The sequence below is a fragment of the Halomonas sp. ANAO-440 genome (assembly GCF_019915905.1).
GTDB classification, from domain to species: Bacteria; Pseudomonadota; Gammaproteobacteria; order Pseudomonadales; family Halomonadaceae; genus Halomonas; species Halomonas chromatireducens.
The window spans coordinates 170,044-193,089 of record NZ_JAHXBV010000002.1 but is presented as its reverse complement, the minus strand read 5'-3'; the positions used below and the strand labels follow the sequence as shown (position 1 = coordinate 193,089).

Genomic DNA, 23,046 nt, shown 5'->3' with positions numbered 1-23,046 from the left:
AACGGGCAACAATCATCATCATGACCATAGACGCTGCTTCTCCACATCAAGCCGATCCCGCCGACGTATCGCCATTGCGCGATAGCGCCCGTCGCACGCTTCAAATCGAACACCAGGCCATCGGCGCCCTTGCCGATCGACTGGATAGCCATTTCGATCATGCCTGTGAGCTCATGCTTGCCTGCCAGGGTCGGGTGGTCGTCACCGGCATGGGAAAATCGGGCCATATTGCCGGCAAGATCGCCGCGACCCTGGCCAGCACCGGGACTCCGGCCTTCTTCGTCCACCCCGGCGAGGCCAGCCATGGCGACCTCGGCATGATCACTCCGGGCGATGTGGTGCTGGCCCTTTCCAACTCCGGTGAAACCGGAGAAGTCACGGCGATTCTGCCACTACTCAAGCGTATGGGCACGCCGCTGGTCAGCATGACGGGGAACCCCGAGTCGACGCTGGCCCGCCATGCCGACGCTCACCTGAGTGCCGCCGTCGCCCGTGAGGCCTGTCCCCTGGACCTGGCCCCCACCGCCTCTACCACAGCGGCGCTAGCCCTGGGAGATGCCCTGGCCGTCGCCCTGCTGGAAGCCCGCGGCTTCACCGCTGAGGACTTCGCCCGCTCACACCCGGGAGGCAGCCTGGGAAAGCGGCTCCTGCTACGGGTCGCCGATCTCATGCATCAGGGTACGCGACTGCCGAGCGTCCCGATGGGCAGCCCGCTGCGGGACGCACTATTGGAGATGTCCCGACAGGGGCTCGGCTTCACCTGTGTGGTGGACGTGCAGAATCGACTGATTGGTGTCTATACCGATGGCGACTTGCGCCGCACCCTGGACCAGCATACCGACCTCAGCCAACTGAGTGTCGATGACGTCATGACTCGCCCCGGCAAGCGCATCGCCCCCGACCTGCTGGCCGCCGAGGCGGTGCGCGTCATGGAGGACAATCGGATCACGGCCCTGGCCGTGGTCGACGAAGAAGGACATCCGGTCGGTGCCCTGCACATGCACGACCTGCTGCGCAGCGGCGTGATCTGACGACCCATTTAACCCCTGACCTTTTGAACCCCTGACCTTTTGAACCCCTGACCTTTTGAACCACTGACCTTTTGAACCACAAGGAGAGCCCATGGCTCTGGCAACTCCGATCAACGACCCCCGGCTCCTCGACCGTCTACGCCAGATCCGTCTACTGGCCCTCGATGTCGATGGGGTACTGACCGACGGACGACTCTACTTCCAGGCCGACGGCGTTGAGATCAAGGCATTCCATACCCAGGACGGGCTGGGCATCAAGCTGCTGCGGCGCGCCGGCATCCAGGTTGCCCTGCTGACGGGTCGAGAATCCTCCATGGTCAGTCATCGCGCTGCCGCGCTGGGCATCGACCACGTCTTCCAGAGCTGTGAGGACAAGCTGGCCACCTTGCGCGAACTCTGCCGACGCAAGAACCTCTCTCTGGAGCAGGTCGCCTATTGCGGCGACGATCTTCCCGACCTGGCCGCCATCCAGCGGGCCGGCATTGGGATCACCGTCCCTGGAGCCCCTCCCTACATTCACGCCCTGGCCGACTGGGTCACTTTACGCAGCGGTGGCCACGGGGCCGTTCGCGAGATCTGCGATACCCTGCTCGAAGCCCAGGGACACCGAGACGCCCTGGTCGACACCTATCTTCACGTCCAGCACTGACCCCATGCTGCCCAAGCGCCTGCCCCGCCCCTCGTTTCGACTATGGCTCCTGCTGATCCTGATTGGCCTGGGAGCACTGCTGGCGTGGCTAGCGCCCTGGCAGACTCCCGCTCCCGGCCCGGTGCCCACCGACGAGGCCGGCGAACCTGACTACTACCTCGAAGAAGCCAGGCTGACGCGATTCGACGCCCAGGGCCGTGCCCACCAGCGCCTGGACAGCCCGCGCCTGGTGCATACTCCTCACGATGATGTCACCCGAGCGGTAACCCCGGTGGCCCACTTGATCGATCGAGAGGGTAGGCGCTGGATTGCCAACGGCGACGAAGGGCGACTTGGCCCCGGGGGCAATCCACTGACACTGACCGGCAACGCCCGACTGTTCGCCCCCGAGGAACGCTGGCAGCTCGACACAGAAATATTGCACTTCGACGCCAATGTCGGGCACGCCTGGAGCGACACCCCGGCACTGCTCCAGCAGCCCCCCCAACACATGCGCGGCGACCGCTTCGATGCCTGGATCCATGACAACCGGTCACGTTTGACCGACAATGTTCGCGGCCACCACCCCCCGGAGCGCGCCCAGCAGGGCCAGGCCGAAGCCATCGAACCAGAGGATGTCACGCCATGAAGCAATTCAAGTTCCCAACCGCCCGCATGCTAATCGCCCTGGCGCTGGTTGGCATGGCGTGGGGAAGCGGCCCGGTCCTGGCCCAGCAGCGAGACGCCGACCAACCTATCGAAGTCGAGGCCGACCAGCTCGATCTCGACGACACCGCCGGCACCGCCGTCTATACCGGTGACGTGGACATTCGCCAGGGGACCATGCAACTGACCGGCAACCGGGTCGAGATCCGCCGCAACCAGGCTGGCGAACTGACTCGCGCCATCGCCACCGGCGAGCGCGCCTATATCGAGCAGCAGCCCGACCCGGACGAACCCGTGGTGCGTGGCTGGGGGCGAACCATCATCTATCATGTCGCCGAGCGCCGCGTCGAACTGATCGACAGGGCCGAGCTGCATCAGCGGGGCGATACCTTCGATGGCGGCTATCTGGAGTACTTCCTCGATCGCCGCGTGGTTCAGGCTCGTGCCGAGAGCGAAGGTGTCGAAGGGCGCCAGCGGATTCGCATGACCCTGCAACCGGAGCGCTGACGTGGTAATGAAGACCCTGAGAGCCACTCACCTGGCCAAGAGCTACAAGCGTCGCCGTGTGGTACACGACATCAGCCTCTCCATCGAGCAGGGCAGCATCGTCGGCCTTCTCGGCCCCAACGGTGCCGGCAAGACCACTTCGTTCTACATGATCGTTGGCCTGGTCCGCGCCGACGCCGGTGAAGTGCATATCGACGACCTGGACCTGAGCGGGTCGGCCATGCATGAGCGAGCCCGCGCCGGCATTGGCTACCTTCCCCAGGAAGCCTCGATCTTTCGCAAGCTCTCGGTGGCGGATAACATCATGGCCATTCTCGAGACGCGCAAGGACCTGGACCGACGAGGCCGTCATGCGCGCTTGGAAGAGCTGCTGGAAGACTTTCATGTTACCCATATCCGCAACAATCTCGGCATGAGCCTGTCTGGCGGCGAACGGCGACGGGTGGAGATCGCCAGGGCGCTGGCCACCGAGCCGGCCTTCATCCTGCTCGATGAGCCTTTCGCTGGCGTGGATCCTATTTCCGTTGGTGAAATCAAAGGCATCATCCGTCAGCTCAAGGCGCGTGATATCGGCGTCCTGATCACCGACCACAACGTGCGCGAGACATTGGATATCTGCAATACCGCCTACATCGTCGGAGACGGGCAGATCATTGCGGAAGGTGATGCCAATGCCATTCTCGCCAACCGCAGGGTGCGTGAGGTCTATCTCGGCGAGGACTTCCGTCTCTAAACCTGGCGACTCGAATCAACACAACTGCCTGCTGTCAATATAAACATGCATATTCGGCACGGAAATTGCGGATGGCATGCTTATTGCACTCAAACCACTTGCAAGTCGAACCATTGGGGGCTAGGGTGGTTTTTTTCGGCAGATGAGCCCCCTATTCTCATGGCCATGAAAGCATCCTTGCAACTCCGTGTCGGCACTCAGCTGACCATGACGCCCCAACTGCAGCAGGCGATTGCGCTGCTGCAGCTCTCGACGCTCGATCTGCGTCAGGAGATCCAGCAGGCGCTGGAAACCAACCCCATGCTGGAACTCGACGACGGCTTCGGCGAACAGACCGCCGAAGCGGTCCAAGACGACGATTGGGCCAGCGAAATTCCCTCTGAACTTTCCACCGACAGCGACTGGTCTGACACCTACCCCGACCATGGCGCCAGCTCGGGCAGCGGCGAAGGACCTGATTTTGAACGCCAGGCCGCCGGGCAGAGCCTGGCCAGCCACCTGATCTGGCAGCTCGCGATGACCGATCTCAGCGAGCGCCAGCGCCAGATCGCCGAGAGCCTGATCGATGCCGTGGACGGCACCGGCTACCTGGCGCAGCCGCTGGAAGAGATTCGCGACGGGCTTCGCCAGCAGGGCCTCGAGGGCCTGCCAACCCGGGAGGTCGAGCAGGTGCTGCTGCGTCTGCAGCAATTCGAACCTACCGGTGTCTTTGCCCGGGACCTGCGTGAATGCCTGATGCTGCAGCTCGCGGCACTACCCGACGACACCCCGCTGCTCCCCCAGGCCAGGCGCCTCGTCCGCCAGTTCCTCGAAGCCCTGGCCAGCGACGATCGCCGACTGCTCAAGCGCCGCCTGGGGCTGGACGATGAGGCCCTGGAGGAGGTGATCGGTCTGATTCGCTCGCTGGACCCGCGCCCGGGCAGCGAGTTCGCCGAGGTGAGTGGCAATTACATCACCCCCGACCTGCTCGCTCGCCATGACGAGCGCGGCTGGCGTGTCGAGCTCAACGCCGACGCCCTGCCAAGACTGCGCATCCAGCCCGATTACGTGGCCCTGGTAAGGCGCGCCGACAAGAGCCAGGACAACCAGTTTCTCAAGGATCACCTTCAGGAGGCGCGCTGGCTGATGAAGAGCCTGGCCAGCCGGAACGACACCCTGCTGCGGGTCGGCCGCGAGATCATGGCCCGCCAGCTCGACTTTCTCGAGCAGGGGGAGGAGGCCATGCGGCCACTGATACTGGCTGATATTGCCCAGGCCGTGGATATGCATGAGTCGACCATCTCTCGCGTAACGACCCAGAAATTCATCCACACGCCGCGCGGCGTGTTCGAACTCAAGTTCTTCTTCTCCAGCCATGTCGGCGGCGGAGAAGGCGAAGGCGACGCCTATTCCAGCACCGCGATCCGTGCCCGGATCCGCAAGCTGGTACAGGACGAGCCGCCCCGCAAGCCGCTGTCGGACAGTCGCCTGGTCGATCTGCTGGCCGAGGACGGCATCCGCGTTGCGCGGCGAACCGTCGCCAAGTACCGGGAAGCGTTGGGCATACCCTCCTCAAGCGAGCGCAAGCGATTTCGCTGACCCCAGCCCGCTCTCTTGACCCTTCGCAGGAAACCGGAAAGGGAGGGGTTTGCAGGGCCTCAAAAAGGGTTACAATCGAGGCACCACCCGAAGGACGAAGGAGCCTGTCATGCAAGTCAATATTACCGGCCACCATGTGGAACTGACCGATGCCCTGCGTGACTACGTCAGCGAAAAACTGACCCGCGTGCAGCGCCACTACGACAACATCACCAACGTCCAGGTCACGCTTTCGGTAGAGAAGGAGCGTCAACTGGCCGCCTGCACCCTGCATGCTGCCGGCGCCGACCTTCATGCCGAGGCCACCGATCCCGACATGTACGCCGCTATTGACGCACTGACCGACAAGCTCGACCGTCAACTGGTCAAACACAAGGAAAAAGCCCAGGCCCGCGCCCAGGGCGCCGGCATTCGCTGATTGCCATGACACTGGAAACCATTCTGCCGCCGGAGCGCGCCTTGTTCGGCGTCCCCGGTGGCAGCAAGAAACGGGTGCTGGAATTCTTCAGCACCTTCATCGCACAGAACACGCCGAGCCTCGACAGCCAGGAAGTCTTTGCCCGCCTGATCGGCAGAGAACGCCTCGGTAGCACGGGCATCGGCAATGGGGTGGCCATTCCTCACGCCAGGAGCCCCCACTGTCACAGTCCGGTCGCGGCCTTCCTCCAGCTGGCGGAGCCTATCGATTTCGACGCCATCGACGGAGAGCCGGTCGACCTGGTCTTCGTACTGCTGGTCCCGGAAGAGGCGGACGATACACATCTGGCGCTACTCAGCCAGGTGGCCAGCATCATGAACGATGTCGACACTCGAGTGGCACTGCGCAAGAGCAACAGCCAACGTGAGCTCCACGAGCGGCTCATTGAAGCCATTCGACGACAGACGCCGACGCCGCTCTGACCTTCCCGGGCCGCCCGGCCAGCCAACCAGGAGACCCGCATGCAGCTCGTGATCATCAGTGGCCGTTCCGGCTCCGGCAAGTCGATCGCACTGCAGGCGCTCGAAGACCTGGGCTACTACGCCATCGACAACTTTCCAGCGATGCTGCTGGGATCGCTGGTGGAAGAACTGCCCAGCGGACCGTCCGGACAATCCTCCATTGCTGTCAGCATCGACTCACGCAACCTCCCCCATGCCCTGGAGCGCTTCCCCCGTCTGCTCGAGGAGCTGCGCGCCCGCAAGATCGATTGCCAGGTAATATACCTCACCACAGATGCAAGAATTCTGATCGAGCGATACTCGGCCACACGGCGACGCCATCCGATGACGCGTGGCAGCGACATGACGCTGGGAGAGGCAATCGAGTCGGAAGACGCCACCCTGAGCGACATTCGCAATCTGGCCGACTTGATCATCGACACTTCCCGGCTTTCGGTCCATGACCTGCGAGGCCGCATCACCGACCAGGTTGCCAGCCATCGGCCCGATCAGTTGACGCTTACCGTCGAGTCCTTCGGCTTCAAGGGAGGGGTGCCCCTTGATGCGGATATCGTCTTTGATGCCCGCTGCCTGCCAAACCCCTACTGGGACCCGCGGCTGCGTTCCGCCACCGGCCGCGAGCCCAGCATCGTTGAGTTCCTGGAGCAGTATCCGCTGGTGGGGGAGATGCTTGACGACATCATCGGCTGGATCGAGCGCTGGCTCCCCGCCTATCGCAGCAGCCACAGAAGCTATCTCACCGTCGCCATCGGCTGCACCGGTGGACAGCATCGCTCGGTATACCTTGCCGAACGGCTGGCACACCACCTGGCCCAGCTGCAGCCTGACGTTCGCCTGCGCCACCGGGAGCTCGGCATACACACGCCGGTCTCCCCCTCACCACAGGACGCTCCGGGAAAGCCTGAACGCAAGGAGTCGTAAGCGTGGCCAGCCGCAAGCTAACACTGACCAACAAGCGTGGCCTGCACGCCAGAGCGGCCACCAAGCTGGTGCAGTGCTGCCAACCCTACCAGGCACGCGTCACTGTCAGCCGTGGCGGCCAGGATGCCGACGCCTGCAATATCATGTCACTGCTGATGCTCGGCGCCCCGTGCGGCACCGAGCTGACGGTGAGCGCCGAGGGAGAGGACGCCGAACAGGTCCTCGATGCGTTGGAGACCCTGTTCGATGCCCGCTTCGAAGAGGATGCCTAAGCACCCCTCCCCCTGGACGTGACACAGCGCCCCTGATGGCCCGCCTCAGCCTCCAGCGATGGTCATCTCATCGATCAGCCAGCTGCCGGAATGGATACTGCCACGGGTGTCGATATCGCTGCCGGCCGCGGCCAGCCCCTTGAACATCGCTTCCATATTCGAAGCGATGGTGAACTCCTCCACCGGGTGCTGGATTTCCCCGTTCTCCACCCAGAAGCCGGCAGCGCCCCGGGAATAATCGCCGGTGACGCCATTGACCCCCTGCCCCATCAGCTCGGTGACGAGCACCCCGCGGCCCATGCGCGCCAGCAGTTCGTCGCGGGTTGCCAGCGGAGCGTCGATACGCAGGTTCCGCGCACCGCCGGCGTTGCCGGTGGTTTGCATGCCGAGACGCCGGGCGCTGTAGGCGGACAGCATGTAGCTGGCCAGTTGCCCATTCTCGATGAAAACGTTGTCACGGGTCTGGACCCCGTCATTGTCGAAGGGGGAGCTGGCCATGCCGCCCCTCTCCATGGGCCGCTCATAGAGGGAGAACCAGGCCGGGAAGAGCCCGTCGCCCAAGCGGTCGCAGAGAAAGGAGGCCTGCCGGTACAGCGAGCCCCCGGCGATCGCACTCATGAGATGGCCAATCAGGCCACTGGCCACCGTGGCATCGAACAGCACCGGCAGGCGCCCGGTATCAGGCCGCCGGGAGCCCATGCGGCGCAGTGTCTTCTCCGCCGCCGAACGTCCGACAGCCTCGGGTGCCAGCAGATCCCGCGGATCGCGGGCACTGGTATAGTCGTAGTCGCGCTGCATGCCCCCTTCATCCTCGGCGATCAGCATGCAGGAGAGCGAGTGGCGGCTGCCGCACTGGCTGCCCAGGAAGCCGTGGCTGTTGGCATAGACCCGCACCCCTTCCCCACTGGAGAGCGAGGCCCCTTCGGACTGGCGTATCCCCGGCTGGCTCCTGCCGGCAGCCTCGCAGGCCAAGGCCAGGTCGATGGCCTGCTCGGTGGTCAACGCCCATGGGTGGTGCACGTCCAGATCGGGGAGCTCCGTCGCCATCAGCGCGGCATCCGCCAGCCCCGCCGCGGGATCCTCGCCGGTGTAACGGGCGATGGCCACGGCCTTTTCCACGACCGCGCGTATCGACTCATCGCTGGCATCCGTCGAGGAGGCACTGCCCTTGCGTCCCCCCTGATAGACGGTCACCGCGATGCCCTGGTCGCGGGACAGCTCGACGGTTTCCACTTCGCCCTCACGCACGCTGATGCCGATTCCCTGGTCGACGCTGGCACCCACTTCGCAGGCGTCGGCGCCCAGGCGTCGTGCCAGTGCCAGTGCCTGCTCGGCACGGGACGTCAGCAGCGGCTGTTGAGCGGCGGCATCGAAAGCCTGTGTCATCTGTCTCTCCCTCATTCACCGGCCCGGCCGGCATTCGAACGTGTCAGTATCCCGCCATGCGCTGGCGGGCTGGTATACTGTGTCGCATTGATCCCACCGGGGCGATCAAGCTCACGATACTGTTGACCCTTCACACTAGTTGGTAACGGCATGTCCCAGGAAGTCCCTTCACAGCCAGACGAGCGGCCCAGCAAGTCACAGCTCAAGCGCGAGATGCACAAGCTGCAGGCGCTGGGCGAACAGATCATCGCCATGACGCCAGCGGAGCGGTCACGGTTCCCGCTCTCCGACGACCTGCTGGCGGCGGTGGAGGAGACCTCGCGCATCCGCTCCCATGAAGGGCGTCGCCGCCATATGCAGTACGTCGGCAAGCTCATGCGCGGCGAGGACCTCGACGCCATCCAGGCGGTGTTCGATTCCATCGAGCAGGAGTCCCGCCATCGCGACCTGGCCTTCCACCGCCTCGAGAAGTGGCGTGACCGCCTCATCGAGGAGGGCGACGACGCCGTCGAAACCTTCATTGCCGACTATCCCGATGTCGACCGCCAGGCCCTGCGCCAGCTGATTCGCAACGCTCGTCGCGAGCGTGAGCAGGACAAGCCCCCCACCAGCTCGCGTCGGCTGTTCCGGCTGATCCGCGATACGGCGGGGCTCTAGCAGCCCCGGCAACACCGCCGGGAGGCCTGCGGCCTCCAGTCGCGACGGGAACCGGCGCTCCTACAGCGAAGACTCATAGACAAGTCTCTCTTGGAGCGCTCGGCCTGGCGCAGCCGGCCGTCCACAACGCATCTCACCCAGCCTGCGACAAGCCGCCTATGTTCAGGAAGCAGTGCCGCCGATAGTGAGCTCGTCCAGCTTGAGCGTCGGCTGGCCCACGCCCACCGGCACCCCCTGCCCGTCCTTGCCACAGACGCCGATCCCGGTATCCAGCTCCAGGTCGTGGCCGATCATCGAGACCCGCCCCATGGCCTCCGGGCCGTTGCCGATCAGCGTCGCACCCTTGACCGGCGCGGTGATGCGGCCGTCCTCGATCAGGTAGGCTTCGCTTGCCGAGAAGACGAACTTGCCCGAGGTGATATCCACCTGCCCACCACCGAAGCTGACGGCATAGATGCCGCGCCTGACGCTCTTGATGATATCGGCCGGCTCGTCCTGGCCGGCCAGCATGTAAGTGTTGGTCATGCGCGGCATCGGCATATGGGCGAAGGATTCGCGACGGGCGTTGCCGGTGGGCGCCATCCCCATCAGCCTGGCATTGAGCTTGTCCTGCATGTAGCCGGTGAGAATGCCGTCCTCGATGAGCGGCGTATACTGCCCCGGCGTGCCCTCGTCATCCACGCTCATGGAGCCTCGCCGATCGGCCAGGGTGGCATCGTCGACCACCGTCACACCCGGGGACGCGACGCGCTCGCCCATGCGCCCGGCAAAGGCCGAGCTTCCCTTGCGATTGAAGTCGCCCTCCAGGCCATGCCCCACCGCCTCGTGCAGCAGGATGCCCGGCCAGCCTGGCCCCAGTACCACCGGCAATTGTCCCGCCGGCGCATCCACCGCATCGAGATTGACCAGTGCCTGGCGCACGGCTTCCCGGGCATAGCGCTCGGCCACGTTCTCGTCACGCAGGCGAGCCATGGCATAGCGCCCACCGCCGCCCGCGCTACCACGTTCGCGACGCCCATTCTTCACCGCGATCACGCTGACGTTGAAGCGCACCAGCGGCCGGATATCCGCCGCCAGGGTGCCGTCGCTGGCGCGTACCAGGACGACTTCGTGGACGCCGGAGAGCGACGCACTGACCTGGGAAACCGAGGGGTCGGCGGCGCGAGCCGCGCGGTCGGCTTCCTTGAGCAGGGCGATCTTCTCCTCGGCCGAAAGACCGGAGAGGGGATCGATGGCGTCGTAGCGTACGCTGGCCTGGCTGATCACCCGGGGCGCCGCGGACAGCGCAGCGCCGCTGCGCACGATGCCAGACGCCGTACGCCCCGTCTCAGCCAGGGCATCGGCCGTGATCTGGTTGGAGTAGGCGAAGCCGGTCTTCTCGCCGGCCATGGCGCGCACGCCTACGCCGCCATCGATGTTGTAGCCGGCCTCCTTCACCTCCCCATCCTCCAGCACCCAGCTCTCGTGCCAACTGCGCTGGAAATAGAGGTCGGCGTAGTCGACGCCGGGAGTGAGCACGTGCCTCAGGCCGGCATCCAGCGACTCGAGGCCGAGGCCGCCGGGACGCAGCAGGATATCGGCGGCGGTATCGAGCATGGCTTGCGGTCGTGTCGTCATTCGGCGGTTTCCAGTGTGATCTGCGGCGAGGTCCAGGGACCACGCACGCGGTAGTGAATTCGAGTGACCCGGTCGATGGCGCGGCCGAACAGGCGATCGGCGATGAACAGGGCACCGCCCACCACCGGAGCCCCGGCAATGACGGCGGCCAGGGGCAGGCTGCTGCTGACTGGCACTGTGACGCCCAGCCGCTGGTCGAGTTCCCGCCTGGCCAGGTCGACGGTACCATCGAGCGTGAAGCTGGTTGCCGGTCCGCTGATATTCACGGGTCCCTGAGTTTCCAGCACGCCTGCATACAGGGTAGCGGCACCGACCACATGATCGAAAGCCGTACCCTGCCCGGTCACGTCGGAAAAGTCCATTCGCAACCGGCGTACGAGGTTGTCGACGTTGAGAAGGCCGACCAGCCTGGCCGTGGGTGACTCCAGGTTGACGAAGCGCCCATTGCGCAGCTCCACGTCGATATTGCCACGTGAGCGGGCCAGGGCGAACTGCCACGGCGCCCCCGGCCAGGCAAGCTGGCTCCTGACTCGGGTTTCCCCGCTGCGAATGGCCACCGGCTGACCGAATGCCTCCAACGCCGAGCCCAGGTCCCGGCCGTCCAGGGAGAGCCGTGAGCGGGTCAGGCTATCGCCCGGACCGGCGGACTCCCAGATTACTTCACCATGGGCCGAGACCTGTCCCAGCGTCAGGCCCAATGGCGACACGGTCAAGCGGTCCGGCCCGCTCTGCCAGCGAGCCGTCAAGGGTCCCATCTGACGCCCCTGGTACTGAATATCGGCAATCCGCAGGCGTCCGTGAGGTAGCTGGCCGACCCAGCTTGGCAGCGGCGCGGGGTCGGTTGCCACGTCGATTTCGTCCAGCAATGCACCCACGCCCTCCTGTTGTGCCGGCATCAGACCGTCCAGGGTCAAGCGCTGCAGGGCAATATCGAGGGGGTCGGCCAGCGTGGGTCGGTAGTCAAGGTGGCCGGTCAACAGGCTGGAATCCATGTTCACACGCCATCCTCCTCCCGCCTGAGGTTGGGCCGAGGCCGTCGCCGCCCCCAGGCAACCATCCGGGCCTACCAGGCAAGCCGTCTCCAGCCTCAGCCTGCGCAACGGAGACTCGCTGGCCGCCGCTTCCCCGGCGTCCGCCAGCGAAGCCAGGACACCGCCCCACTCCCTGAAGTCGAGACGGGACTGGTAGAGATCCATATCCCAACCCTCACCGTCGGGCCAGGCCGGGGAGCTGGGCCAGCGCCCCAGCCAGGCCTGCCCCTGGCCGCCGCCCGCTCCCGGCGTGTCCCTCCAGCGCACCCGCAGATCGCCACCCAGCTCGGCTTCTACGCTTCGCCTGTCCAGGTCGGCGTCGACCCACAGGGAGCGCGTTTCTCCCGCCGCCTTTCCGAGCGGGGCCGGCAGATTAATGGCCAGGCCCTGCAGGCCGCTCTCCAGGCGAAACGTGTTGCGCTCACCTGTGCGCAGTCTTCCCTGCCAGGGCAGCCGGCCGGATAGCAGTGGCCCGAGGTCGGGCATGGCGTCAAGCTCCAACAGGCGGGCTACGTCGATGGCACCTTCGAGATCAACCCTGCCAGCGCGGGTATCGATATCCGCCGCGAGAGGGCCCCCCAGCAGGCGAGCCTCCAGCCGCCCCTGGAGCCCACCCTCCTCCTCGCCTCGCTGACGCCAGGCCAGCGGGCCGCTGACGTCGCGCAATGTGACGCCAAAGTCCCGGTGGGTCAGTTGCTCCAGCGCCACCGTGGTCTCGAGGTCCAGCGCCATGTTTTCGGGCTCGCCGAGAGGCAGGCCAAGGAGCAGCTCACCGGTGGCCCCACCGACGCCCCGCCATGGATCGACCAGCTCCATACCCTCCACCGGCATGGCCCCGAGATACCGCCGCAGCGCGTCGACATCGGCCATCAGGTCACCGCTCACCGCCAGATACTCATCGGCAAGGGTGACGCGGCCGCGACGCACTTCGACGCCGAGGCTTTCGGCATAGTGGACATCGGCCTCCAGGGTATCGATACCCAGTTGCAGCCGGCCTTCGACCTGATCAAGGGTCGGCCAGCCGGGAGCGAAAGGCAGCCGTCCACGCTCGATATCCAGGTCCAGTGCCATGCTGGGAGGTACACGCTCCCCTTCTCTGAACATCGGCAGGTGGAGCTTGAAAGAACCGTTGGGTACGAAGCCCGCCACGCCGGAATCCAGCCACTGCTCGAGTTCATCGCCGAGCACGCCGATCGGCAGCCAATCCATGAGGGGACGCTCCAGCGCGTCGGCGTCACGGAACCTCAGGTCCAGCCCCAGGCCACCGCGCAGATCGCCGCCGACGACCAGCCCGAAGCTGCCCTCCACCTCGGCCCCCTGCCAGCCCGCCTTCAGGCGGCGTCCGCTGACAAAGCTGCGCGGCCCGTCATAGGACCAGCTGACCACTCCACTGGCGTGGGACAGCGCCATGGGGTCGGCAAAAATTCGCGGTAATTCGAAAACCGGGGCGTCGACACCGACGAAGTGCACGCGACCGGAGAGGTCCCTCGCCTCGACCCAGGCGTCCAGCGGCCCGCCGCCCGGCACCTCTCCCCAGGCCGAGACGGCAACCTGATGGACCGCAGCTCGCGCCACCCAACTGCCGTTTTCACGTCCCACCCCCAGGCCCGCAACCAGCCCATGAGGATCGAGAGTCTCGATGACCCGGGTCAGCCCCTCGGGCAGCAGGACCCGCTCGCGCCATGCGGCAAGCGAAGCGAGATCGAATTCACTGGTGTTGAGCCACCATTCGCCCGCCGCATGCCTCAGATGCCAGTAGCGCGGCAGCGCCGGCCCCGGCGCTGCCGTCGGAGCCCCAAGTTCGGCCCAGTCGGTAGCCGTGGCATCACCCTCAAGCCAGGCCTGCCAGCCATCCTCGCCGCGCAACAGTTGCCCACGCGCCTTGAACGGCTCGGTCAGGATAAGATCGCCACCACGCCGCAGCGCCAGTCGCGGCACATCAAGATCCAGCCGGGCATCTGCCAGCGCTCCTCGGTGCCAGCGCCCCCATAGCCGGGCGTCCCCCTCGGCTTCCTCCAGCCGCAGGGGGTCATCGAAGGCAAGTAGCTCGACCAGTCCAATCAGCGTCTCGAGCTTCATGTCGGCCTGAAGGGCGGCACTGAAGTCGCGCAGCCCACCAGGACCCGGGAAGACGTTCAAGGCAGCCATCAAGGCAGGCTCATCCTGGCCTTCGAGATGCACCTCCCCTTCGAGATGGGCATGACGCTCGTCGCCGGTGAGCAGAAGCCGAGGGGCATGCATCTCCACCCGCTCCTGCTGGCCATGCAGGACCAGGCGAACGTCATCGGCCCAGGCACGCTGGCGCAGCAGCACCCCTATCCAGAAATCAAGGTTTTCCAGATCGAAATCGCCCTTGGGCATGAATTCAGGGGGAATGTCAGCGGGATCGGGCCAGTGCCAGCTGCCCTGCGCATCCTGGTAGAGGTGCAACGTCAGTCCACTCAGCCTGGCATCCTCCACCACCAGGAAACCGTTCCTGAGAGTAGCAGAGGTATTCAAGCGCAGACTGGCATGCTCGACTTCCAGTAGCGGCAATCCGTCGGGCCCGCGCTGACTGCGGATGGTCAACCCACCGCCCTGAATCAAGGGATCGACCCCGGCCAGGCGGGCTTCCATGCGCGCCAGGTCGACCACGGCCCCCGAACGGGCCTCCAGCAAGCGCTCGACCCGCGGCGCGAGCTCGTCAACCTGTGTCAGGGCAAGGCGCAGCACCAGCACTACCAGAGCCAGCAGCCCCAGCACGATGGCCACCAGCGTCAAGGCCCAGCGGCCTACCAGACGTATCGGATGCATCGCGGCGTCACATCAGCACGATGTCGTACTGCTCCTGGGAGTAGTGGTTCTCCACCTGAAAGCGGATGGTCTTGCCGATGAAGGTTTCCAGATCGGCCACCGCCGCGGACTCCTCGTCGAGCAGACGATCCACCACCGACTGAGAAGCCAGCACCATGTAGGTCTCCGCGCTGTAGGCGCGCTCCTCGCGCAGGATCTCGCGGAAGATCTCGTAACAGACCGTCTCGGCGGTCTTCAGCGTGCCACGCCCTCCACAGGTTGGACAGGCCTCGCACAGCGTTTGCTCCAGGCTTTCCCGGGTACGCTTGCGCGTCAGCTGAACCAGCCCCAGTTCGGTCACGCCGGTACACTTGGTCTTGGCATGGTCACGCTCCAGCGCCTTCTCCAGCACACGCAACACCTGCCGCTGGTGCTCCGTCTCCTCCATGTCGATGAAGTCGATGATGATGATGCCACCCAGGTTCCGCAGGCGCAGCTGCCGGGCGATGGCGTTGGCTGCCTCAAGGTTGGTCTTGAAGATGGTCTCTTCGAGATTGCGATGGCCCACGTAGCCACCGGTATTGACGTCAATGGTCGTCATCGCCTCGGTGGGATCGATCACCAGGTAGCCGCCGGACTTCAGCTGCACCTTGCGCCCCAGGGCCTTGATGATCTCATCCTCGACGCTGTAGAGATCGAAGATGGGACGCTCGCCGGGGTAGTACTCGATGCGAGCCGAGGAGTCGGGCATGAACTCTTCGGCGAATTCGATCAGCTTGACGTAATTCTCCCGCGAGTCGATACGCACCTTCTCTATGTCGTCACGCATCAGGTCGCGCAGGGTACGAATGAACAGGGGAAGGTCGTCGTAGATGACGCTGGGAGAGGGGGCGGAGACCTTGCGCTCGCTGACCTTGCGCCACAGTCGCAGCAGGAAATGCATGTCGGCGAAGAGCTCTTCCTGCCCCACGTTCTCGGCTGCGGTGCGAACGATGAAGCCTCCGGTGACCTCGATATCCTGCTCGAGCTGGCAGCGTTCCAGCAGTTCACGCAAGCGCTCGCGCTCGCGCTCGTCCTCGATGCGCTGGGAGACGCCGTGATGCGGGGAGTCCGGCATATAGACCAGGTAACGTGACGGCACCGACAGGTGAGTGGTCAGGCGCGCACCTTTGGAACCGATGGGATCCTTGGTGACCTGGACCACCAGGGACTGCCCTTCGCTGAGCAGCTGGCCGATGGCGACCTGCTCCTCGGAAGGGGTGCCCGGTGGCATGACCTCATGGACATGGATGAAGGCGGCACGGTCCAGGCCGATGTCGACGAAGGCTGCCTGCATGCCAGGCAGAACCCTTACCACCCGCCCCTTGTAGATGTTGCCGACGATGCCTCGTCGGCGCGTACGCTCGATGAGCGCCTCCTGAAGCACCCCGTTTTCCACCACGGCTACCCGGGTTTCCATCGGCGTCAGGTTGATCAGTACTTCGCCGCTCATGCGGAAATCCTTGTCCAGTCAGTCTTCGAAGCATTATGACATAGTGCGGTCGACAGACAGGGCGTTATCGGCCGCGACGGTTCCACAGCGGCACGCCCTGTCGCGACAGGAGCCTCGCGGTCTCGAACAGCGGCAGCCCGACCACAGCAGAATGACTGCCCTCGATGCGCTCGATGAAGATCGCGGCCAACCCCTGGATGGCATAGCCGCCGGCCTTGTCGGCGGGCTCACCGGTGGCCCAGTATGCTGCTATCTCGTGCTCGTCGATGTCGCGCATGACGACCCGCGTCGTGACACAGGCTTCCAGCATACCTGCCGGCCCGGACACCGCCACTGCTGTCAGCACCTGGTGAGCACGCCCCGAAAGCCCGCGCAGCATGGCGGCTGCATGCGGTTGGTCGCGCGGCTTGCCCAGTATGACTCCATCGCAGACCACTGCCGTGTCGGATCCCAGCACGGGGAGGGAGGTTAGCCCGGCACCGGCTAACGCCTTCTGGCGTGCCAGACGAGCAACGTAGGCATCGGCGGCCTCGCCGGCAATAGGTGTCTCGTCGATATCGACCGGGCAAACCTCGACCTCGACTTCAATAGACGACAGCAGTTCCCGCCGGCGCGGCGATGCCGATGCCAGGCACAGGACAGCAGCGGTGGGCGAATCGCTCATGCAGATGGAACTCCTAATCAGCCAGTGCCAGCAAGACGGCGCTCCATCGCCTGAAACATGGTGGTCAGCCAGGGCCAGAGCACGGCACCGATCAGCGAAGGCAGCAGAAAGGCAAGATGCATCGAGAAGGGGCCGAACAGAGTCCGCAGCCACTGCTCGACAAGCTGAACCAACCCCAGCAATACCAGGATCAACAGCGACTGCTGAAGAAGGGAGTAGGTGCGAAACCGCGGATAGACCAGCGCCGCCAGGAAGGCCAGTAGCGAGAGCGTCAGGGCATTCTGTCCCAGGGGGGCGCCCTCGATCAGGTCCAGCAGGATGCCCAGCACGAAGCCATGGAAAACCCCGACCCGGTCAGGAGCCGACATGCACCAGTAGATGAGCATCAGTCCCAGCCAGTCGGGACGCCATATCTGCCACCCTTCGGCCAGGGGCATGACCTGGAGGCTGAGTGCCAACAGCAGCGTCAGCCAGACCCAGGGCAGCGCGGTGCGAGGGGAGCTTGCCATTAGTCTGTCTCCTCCTCGCTCGCCGTGTCACCGACGGACTGTTCTGCAGGAATCTGTACGGCAGGCGCCCGTTCATCAATGAGCCGATCCGGCTCGGTATCCCAGGCCTCGTCATCCGGCACCGCCACGGGGTCGGGGGGAAACAGCAGCAGGAAGTGACGTGACCGCTGCAACAAGGCAACGGGAGCCGCGCTGACCCGGGCGAAGGGCTGGCCGGGATCATGTACCACCTCAGTGATCCGTGCCACCGGATAGCCGGCAGGGAAGCGCCCGGCGAGGCCCGACGTCACCAGCAGGTCACCCACGCGAATATCAGCGGTATCCGGCACATGCAGTACCCGGAGCACATCATACTGGCCGCTGCCCTGCAGAATGAAGCGCAACCCGTTGCGATTCACCTGCACCGGTAGTGCATGGCTGGCGTCCGCCACCATCAGCACCCGACTGGAATAAGCGGAAACCGCAGTTACCTGGCCTACCAGGCCCGAAGCATCCAGCACTGGCTGCCCCACATAGACGCCATTGCGTCGGCCACGGTCGATGACCATCTGGTGATTGAAGGGGTCGGGGTCCAGCGAGAGCAGCTCTGCGGTGATGTAGGGAGACTCCTTGCGCGCCGCTGCTCCCAACAGCTCCCGCAGGCGTACGTTCTCGGCCGTCAGGCTGGACATATGTTGCACTCGATGGGAGAGGTGCAGGATCTGCTCTCGCAAGCGCTGGTTCTCTTCCACCAGGGCACGCTGGTCCGAGAGGGCCAGGGAGCCCCAGGCCAGGACATCGCTGGGCACGGCAACCAGCCACTGGATCGGTGCCACCACGGTGGAAAGCTGGGCGCGCACCTCCTCCATTCGCGTGAGGCGATGATCGGCGAACATCAGGGCGGAGGCGACCAGCGCACACAGCAGCATGCGATAGCCCGGTACCGATCCGTGAGAAAACAGCGGCTTAATGGCGAATCTCCCCCAGGTCTCCTCATACGCCTTGCCGGTATCAGGGAAGGTCTGAAGCCGTCACCGAGCGGTCGAGTACAGGCGCATGGAGCACGGCGGGCCATGCGAGCAACTAGGCTGCATGGACCGGCTCGCAAGGTACCACCGCACGACGAAGCGCCCCGACCGCTCGGGCACTTGCGGACAAAAGGCCTAGTCGCTGGACAGCAGTTCGAAGGTATGGCGGTCGATCATCTCCAGCGCCTTGCCGCCACCCCGGGCGACGCAGGTCAGCGGATCCTCGGCGACGATGACCGGCAGCCCCGTCTCCTCGGCAATCAGCTTGTCCAGATCGCGAAGCAAGGCACCACCGCCGGTCAGCACCAGGCCACGCTCGGCAATATCGGAAGCCAGCTCGGGCGGGGACTGCTCCAATGCACTCTTGACCGCAGCGACGATGGAAGCCAGCGTCTCCTGCAGAGCATCGAGAATTTCATGGGAATTGAGGGTAAAGCTGCGCGGAATGCCCTCTGCCAGGTTGCGACCGCGCACATCGATCTCGCGCAGCTCGCCGCCGGGATAGGCGCAGCCGATCTCTTCCTTGATGCGCTCTGCGGTGGCCTCGCCGATCAGGCTGCCATAGTGGCGTCGAACATAGGCGGTAATGGCTTCGTCGAAGCGGTCGCCACCAACGCGGATGGACTCGGAGTAGACCACCCCATTGAGCGAGATAATGGCGATTTCGGTGGTACCGCCACCGATGTCCACCACCATGGAGCCCTGGGCGTCGTCCACCGGCAGACCGGCCCCGATGGCAGCGGCCATGGGCTCCTCGATCAGGAACACCTCGCGGGCACCGGCACCTTCGGCCGACTCCTTGATGGCGCGCCGTTCGACCTGGGTCGACATGCAGGGCACACAGACCAGCACGCGCGGACTGGGCGTGAGGAAGGTGCTCTGATGAACCTTGCGGATGAAGTGCTGAAGCATCTGCTCGGTGACGGTGAAATCGGCGATCACCCCGTCCTTCATCGGCCGTATGGCGGTAATATTACCCGGCGTACGACCCAGCATACGCTTGGCATCGGCGCCGACGGCGGCCACGCTGCGCATATTGCCGGACTGGCGAATGGCCACCACCGACGGCTCGTCAAGCACGATGCCGCGACCACGGACGTATATCAGTGTATTGGCCGTACCCAGATCGATCGATAGATCGCTGGAGAACAGCCCCCTCAAGCGTTTGAACATGGACGTCGTTACCTAGTGCAGACCGGGGACCCTTGTGCGGATGCAAACGGTATCATCGCCGCCCCCTCTCAGCAAGCGACATGCCACGCCCATTGCCTCGAGAAGAGTGCCCGCGGCACGTCGAATGTGGTACCTTTTCCCGCTATTCAACACCCCCAATCCGTGCGAGGACACCCAGCCCATGGCGCTTGAACACGCAGACGTGCAGCGGGCCGCCCACCTGGCCCGACTTGGCCTGAACGACGACGAGGCAGCCGGCTATGTCGACGATCTTGGTCGTATTCTTGAAATGGTCGACATGCTTCAGGCCCTCGACACCGATGGCATAGCCCCACTGGCCCACCCCCTGGATGCCACCCAGCGCCTGCGTGCCGATGAAGTCACCGAGAGCGACCAGCGCGATGAATTCCAGCGCTGCGCACCCGCCGTCGAGAACGGACTTTATCTGGTGCCCCGGGTCGTCGAATGACCGCACGCACGCTCCTTCTTCCGATAACGGCACGCCTTCATGGAGCCATGCCGCATGCATGACAAGACGCTTGTCCAACTCGCCCGGGCGCTCGACGCCGGCGAGTTCTCCAGCCGCGAGTTGACCCAGCACCTGCTGGGCCGCATCGATCGCCTCGATGGTGAACTGAACAGCTTCATCACCGTCACCTTCGACCAGGCCCTGGCCGCCGCCGACGCCGCCGATGCCATCCGGGCCAAGGGCAACGCGGGGCCGCTCACCGGCCTGCCGCTGGCCCTCAAGGACATCTTCTGCACCCGTGGCGTGAAGACCAGCTGCGGCTCGAAGATGCTCGACAGCTTCGTTTCGCCCTACGACGCCACGGTGGTCGAGAAGCTCAGGGCCGCCGGCACGGTGAGCCTGGGCAAGACCAACATGGACGAGTTCGCCATGGGCTCCTCCAACGAGAACAGCCACTACGGCCCGGTGCATAACCCCTGGGACCTCACCGCGGTTCCCGGCGGCTCCTCGGGAGGCTCCGCCGCCGCAGTCGCCGCCGGACTGGTGCCGGCGGCAATGGGCACCGATACCGGCGGCTCGATTCGCCAGCCCGCGGCCTTCTGTGGCATCACCGGTCTCAAGCCAACCTATGGGCGGGTGTCGCGCTACGGCATGATCGCCTATGCCTCCAGCCTTGACCAGGCTGGCCCCATGGCGCGCACCGCCGAGGATTGCGCACTGCTGCTGAGCGCCATCGCCGGCCATGACCTGCGCGACTCCACCTGCGTTGCCCGCGGCGTTCCCGACTACTCCGGAGAGCTCACAGCACCGCTGAGCGGCCTCAAGATCGGCCTGCCTCGCGAATACTTCGGTGACGGCCTCGACCCGGCAGTGGAGAAGGCAACCCGCGAGGCGATCGCCGTCTTCGAGTCCCTTGGCGCCAGCGTGCGCGAGGTGAGCCTCCCGCACACCCACTACGCCATCCCGGCCTACTACGTCATTGCCCCGGCCGAGGCCTCCTCGAATCTGTCACGCTTCGACGGGGTGCGCTTTGGCCATCGCTGCGACAACCCGGCCGACCTGATCGACCTCTACAAGCGCAGCCGCGCCGAGGGCTTCGGCGACGAGGTGAAGCGACGCATCCTGATCGGCACCCACACCCTCTCCGAGGGCTTCTTCGATGCGTACTACAAGAAAGCCCAGCAGGTGCGGCGGCTGATCCGCCAGGATTTCCTCGACGCCTTCGAGGAGGTTGACGTGCTGATGGGGCCTGCCTCACCCACGCCGGCCTTCGACCTGGGGGCCAACAAGGATCCGGTGTCGATGTACCTGCAGGACATCTACACCATCGCCGTCAATCTGGCCGGCATCCCCGGTATCAGCGTGCCGGCGGGCTTCGTGGCTGATCGCCCGGTGGGCCTGCAGATCCTCGGCAGCCACTTCACCGAGGCACGGCTGCTCAACGTCGCCCATCAGTTCCAGCAGGCCACCGACTGGCACCGTCGTCGTCCCGCCTTTGCCGAGGAGAACGCCTGATGCAATGGGAAACTGTGATCGGGCTGGAGGTCCACGTCCAGCTCGCCACCCGCTCGAAAATCTTTTCCGGCGCGTCCACGGCCTTCGGCGCCGAGCCCAACAGCCAGGCTTGCGCCGTGGACCTGGGCCTGCCCGGCGTGCTGCCGGTGCTCAACGAGGCTGCCGTGGCCATGGCCGTCCAGTTCGGTCTGGCGATCCACGCCGACATTCCCGAGGTCTCGGTCTTCGATCGCAAGAATTACTTCTACCCCGACCTGCCCAAGGGCTACCAGACCAGCCAGATGTATCACCCCATCGTCGGTGCCGGCGAAGTGGAGATCACCCTGGATGACGGCAGCACCAAGCGTATCCGGGTCCACCATGCCCACCTGGAAGAGGATGCCGGCAAGTCGCTGCATGAGGACTTCCACGGCATGACCGGGGTCGACCTCAACCGGGCCGGCACCCCGCTGCTGGAGATCGTCTCCGAACCGGACCTGCGCTCGGCGAAGGAGGCCGCCGCCTACCTCAAGGCGATCCACTCCATCGTCACCTATCTCGGCATCAGCGACGGCAACATGGCCGAAGGGTCGATGCGCTGCGACGTCAACGTCTCGGTGCGCCCCCGGGGCCAGGAAGCCTACGGCACCCGCGCCGAGATCAAGAACGTCAACTCCTTCCGCTTCGTCGAGCGCGCCATCGCCTTCGAGGTGGAGCGCCAGGTGGAGCTGATCGAGGATGGCGGCAAGGTGGTGCAGGAGACTCGCCTGTTCGACCCTGATCGGGACGAGACCCGCAGCATGCGCACCAAGGAGGAAGCCAACGACTATCGCTACTTCCCCTGCCCCGACCTGCTTCCCGTGGTGCTGGATCAGGCCTATGTCGATCACCTGCGCAGCAACCTGCCGGAGCTGCCCGCGGAGAAGCGCGCCCGCTTCGAGCATGAACTGGGGCTTTCCGCCTACGATGCCAGCGTGCTTTCCGCCACGCGGGAGATGGCCGACTTCTTCGAGGAGGCCAAGAACGTCTGTGGCGATGCCAAGCAGGCCGCCAACTGGGTCCAGGGCGAGCTTTCCGGCGCACTCAACCGGGAGAGCCTGCCGATCACCCACAGTCCCGTCTCGGCCCGCCAGCTCGGCGAACTGATCGCCCGGGTAATGGACGACACCATCAACGGCAAGGCCGCCAAGCAGGTCTTCCAGGCCCTGTGGAACGGCCAGGGCGCCAGGGCCGACGACATCATCGAAGCCCAGGGGCTCAAGCAGGTCACTGACAGCGGTGCCATCGAGGCAATGATCGATCAGGTGATCGAGGAAAGTCCCGCCCAGGTCGCCCAGTACCGCGATGCCGAGCCGGACAAGCGTGGCAAGATGATCGGCTACTTCGTCGGCCAGGTCATGAAGGCCTCACGGGGCACCGCCAACCCCCAGCAGGTCAATCAACTGCTGAAAGAGAAGCTGGACGCCCTCTGCTGAACCCCCACCTGGGGCATGACGCGCC

General features: G+C 65.1%; 22 protein-coding genes. 14 read left to right on the top strand and 8 right to left on the bottom strand.

From position 1 onward, the window contains the following. Positions 1-20: 20 nt before the first annotated feature. The 10 genes from KZO25_RS01895 (at position 21) to KZO25_RS01850 (ending at position 7,275) form a co-directional block, all read left to right on the top strand. A complete protein-coding gene (locus tag KZO25_RS01895) occupies positions 21-1,031 on the top strand; it encodes a KpsF/GutQ family sugar-phosphate isomerase (RefSeq protein WP_066446215.1) in 1,011 nt (336 codons plus the stop codon). Positions 1,032-1,122: 91 nt separating this feature from the next. Next, positions 1,123-1,680 (top strand): KdsC family phosphatase, encoded by a 558-nt coding sequence (locus tag KZO25_RS01890; RefSeq protein WP_066446211.1) that lies wholly within the window; start codon positions 1,123-1,125, stop codon positions 1,678-1,680. A gap of 4 nt (positions 1,681-1,684) precedes the next feature. Continuing rightward, positions 1,685-2,308 carry an LPS export ABC transporter periplasmic protein LptC gene (gene lptC / locus KZO25_RS01885; RefSeq protein WP_262488787.1) on the top strand — a complete coding sequence of 208 codons (624 nt, stop codon included), beginning with the start codon at positions 1,685-1,687 and terminating at the stop codon, positions 2,306-2,308. Continuing rightward, positions 2,305-2,832 (top strand): lipopolysaccharide transport periplasmic protein LptA, encoded by a 528-nt coding sequence (lptA, locus tag KZO25_RS01880; RefSeq protein WP_223135650.1) that lies wholly within the window; start codon positions 2,305-2,307, stop codon positions 2,830-2,832. Before lptC ends, lptA begins: the two co-directional genes overlap by 4 nt. A 7-nt stretch (positions 2,833-2,839) precedes the next feature. Further along, the gene (gene lptB / locus KZO25_RS01875) at positions 2,840-3,565 is read left to right on the top strand and encodes an LPS export ABC transporter ATP-binding protein (RefSeq protein WP_066446194.1); all 726 of its coding nucleotides are present in this window, start codon (positions 2,840-2,842) and stop codon (positions 3,563-3,565) included. 159 nt (positions 3,566-3,724) lie between these two features. Next, positions 3,725-5,143: an RNA polymerase factor sigma-54 gene (locus KZO25_RS01870; RefSeq protein ID WP_223135649.1), complete on the top strand. Its 1,419-nt coding sequence runs from the start codon at positions 3,725-3,727 to the stop codon at positions 5,141-5,143. Between the two features lie 109 nt (positions 5,144-5,252). Continuing rightward, positions 5,253-5,561, top strand: a complete 309-nt coding sequence (hpf, locus tag KZO25_RS01865; RefSeq protein WP_043514205.1) for a ribosome hibernation-promoting factor, HPF/YfiA family — start codon at positions 5,253-5,255, stop codon at positions 5,559-5,561. Between the two features lie 5 nt (positions 5,562-5,566). Next, complete coding sequence (gene ptsN / locus KZO25_RS01860) at positions 5,567-6,043, top strand: PTS IIA-like nitrogen regulatory protein PtsN (RefSeq protein WP_066446187.1); 477 nt, start codon at positions 5,567-5,569, stop codon at positions 6,041-6,043. Positions 6,044-6,082: 39 nt separating this feature from the next. Next, positions 6,083-7,003, top strand: coding sequence for an RNase adapter RapZ (rapZ, locus tag KZO25_RS01855; protein WP_066446184.1), 921 nt, complete (start codon positions 6,083-6,085; stop codon positions 7,001-7,003). 2 nt (positions 7,004-7,005) lie between these two features. Further along, entirely contained in the window at positions 7,006-7,275 is a 270-nt protein-coding gene (locus tag KZO25_RS01850; RefSeq protein ID WP_223135648.1) for an HPr family phosphocarrier protein, read from the top strand. 45 nt (positions 7,276-7,320) lie between these two features. Here the strand turns inward: KZO25_RS01850 and pmbA are convergent, their stop codons facing one another. Beyond that, entirely contained in the window at positions 7,321-8,661 is a 1,341-nt protein-coding gene (gene pmbA, locus KZO25_RS01845; protein WP_223135647.1) for a metalloprotease PmbA, read from the bottom strand. Between the two features lie 150 nt (positions 8,662-8,811). Between pmbA and yjgA the strand changes: the two genes are divergently transcribed. Next, positions 8,812-9,318, top strand: a complete 507-nt coding sequence (gene yjgA, locus KZO25_RS01840) for a ribosome biogenesis factor YjgA (RefSeq protein WP_223135646.1) — start codon at positions 8,812-8,814, stop codon at positions 9,316-9,318. A gap of 162 nt (positions 9,319-9,480) precedes the next feature. On the opposite strand, the gene tldD is transcribed toward yjgA, so the two are convergent. The 7 genes from tldD to KZO25_RS01805 form a co-directional block, all read right to left on the bottom strand. Further along, the gene (tldD, locus tag KZO25_RS01835; protein WP_066449774.1) at positions 9,481-10,935 is read right to left on the bottom strand and encodes a metalloprotease TldD; all 1,455 of its coding nucleotides are present in this window, start codon (positions 10,933-10,935) and stop codon (positions 9,481-9,483) included. Beyond that, complete coding sequence (locus KZO25_RS01830) at positions 10,932-14,759, bottom strand: YhdP family protein (protein ID WP_223135645.1); 3,828 nt, start codon at positions 14,757-14,759, stop codon at positions 10,932-10,934. Before KZO25_RS01830 ends, tldD begins: the two co-directional genes overlap by 4 nt. Before the next feature lie 7 nt (positions 14,760-14,766). Beyond that, a complete protein-coding gene (gene rng, locus KZO25_RS01825; RefSeq protein WP_066449777.1) occupies positions 14,767-16,230 on the bottom strand; it encodes a ribonuclease G in 1,464 nt (487 codons plus the stop codon). Between the two features lie 64 nt (positions 16,231-16,294). Further along, positions 16,295-16,894: a Maf family protein gene (locus tag KZO25_RS01820; protein ID WP_066449779.1), complete on the bottom strand. Its 600-nt coding sequence runs from the start codon at positions 16,892-16,894 to the stop codon at positions 16,295-16,297. Positions 16,895-16,911: 17 nt separating this feature from the next. Next, positions 16,912-17,403: a rod shape-determining protein MreD gene (mreD, locus tag KZO25_RS01815; RefSeq protein WP_066449781.1), complete on the bottom strand. Its 492-nt coding sequence runs from the start codon at positions 17,401-17,403 to the stop codon at positions 16,912-16,914. Continuing rightward, complete coding sequence (mreC, locus tag KZO25_RS01810) at positions 17,403-18,311, bottom strand: rod shape-determining protein MreC (protein ID WP_223135644.1); 909 nt, start codon at positions 18,309-18,311, stop codon at positions 17,403-17,405. The genes mreD and mreC overlap by 1 nt, the downstream gene beginning before the upstream one ends. 234 nt (positions 18,312-18,545) lie before the next feature. Beyond that, positions 18,546-19,583 carry a rod shape-determining protein gene (locus KZO25_RS01805; protein WP_043514225.1) on the bottom strand — a complete coding sequence of 346 codons (1,038 nt, stop codon included), beginning with the start codon at positions 19,581-19,583 and terminating at the stop codon, positions 18,546-18,548. Positions 19,584-19,764: 181 nt separating this feature from the next. On the opposite strand from KZO25_RS01805, the gene gatC reads away from it, so the two are divergent. The 3 genes from gatC to gatB are packed head-to-tail and all read left to right on the top strand — an operon-like array spanning position 19,765 to position 23,021. Then, positions 19,765-20,052: an Asp-tRNA(Asn)/Glu-tRNA(Gln) amidotransferase subunit GatC gene (gene gatC, locus KZO25_RS01800; protein ID WP_223135643.1), complete on the top strand. Its 288-nt coding sequence runs from the start codon at positions 19,765-19,767 to the stop codon at positions 20,050-20,052. Positions 20,053-20,106: 54 nt separating this feature from the next. Continuing rightward, entirely contained in the window at positions 20,107-21,567 is a 1,461-nt protein-coding gene (gatA, locus tag KZO25_RS01795) for an Asp-tRNA(Asn)/Glu-tRNA(Gln) amidotransferase subunit GatA (protein WP_223135642.1), read from the top strand. Further along, positions 21,567-23,021: an Asp-tRNA(Asn)/Glu-tRNA(Gln) amidotransferase subunit GatB gene (gene gatB, locus KZO25_RS01790; protein WP_066449790.1), complete on the top strand. Its 1,455-nt coding sequence runs from the start codon at positions 21,567-21,569 to the stop codon at positions 23,019-23,021. Before gatA ends, gatB begins: the two co-directional genes overlap by 1 nt. The last annotated feature ends 25 nt before the right edge of the window (positions 23,022-23,046 follow it).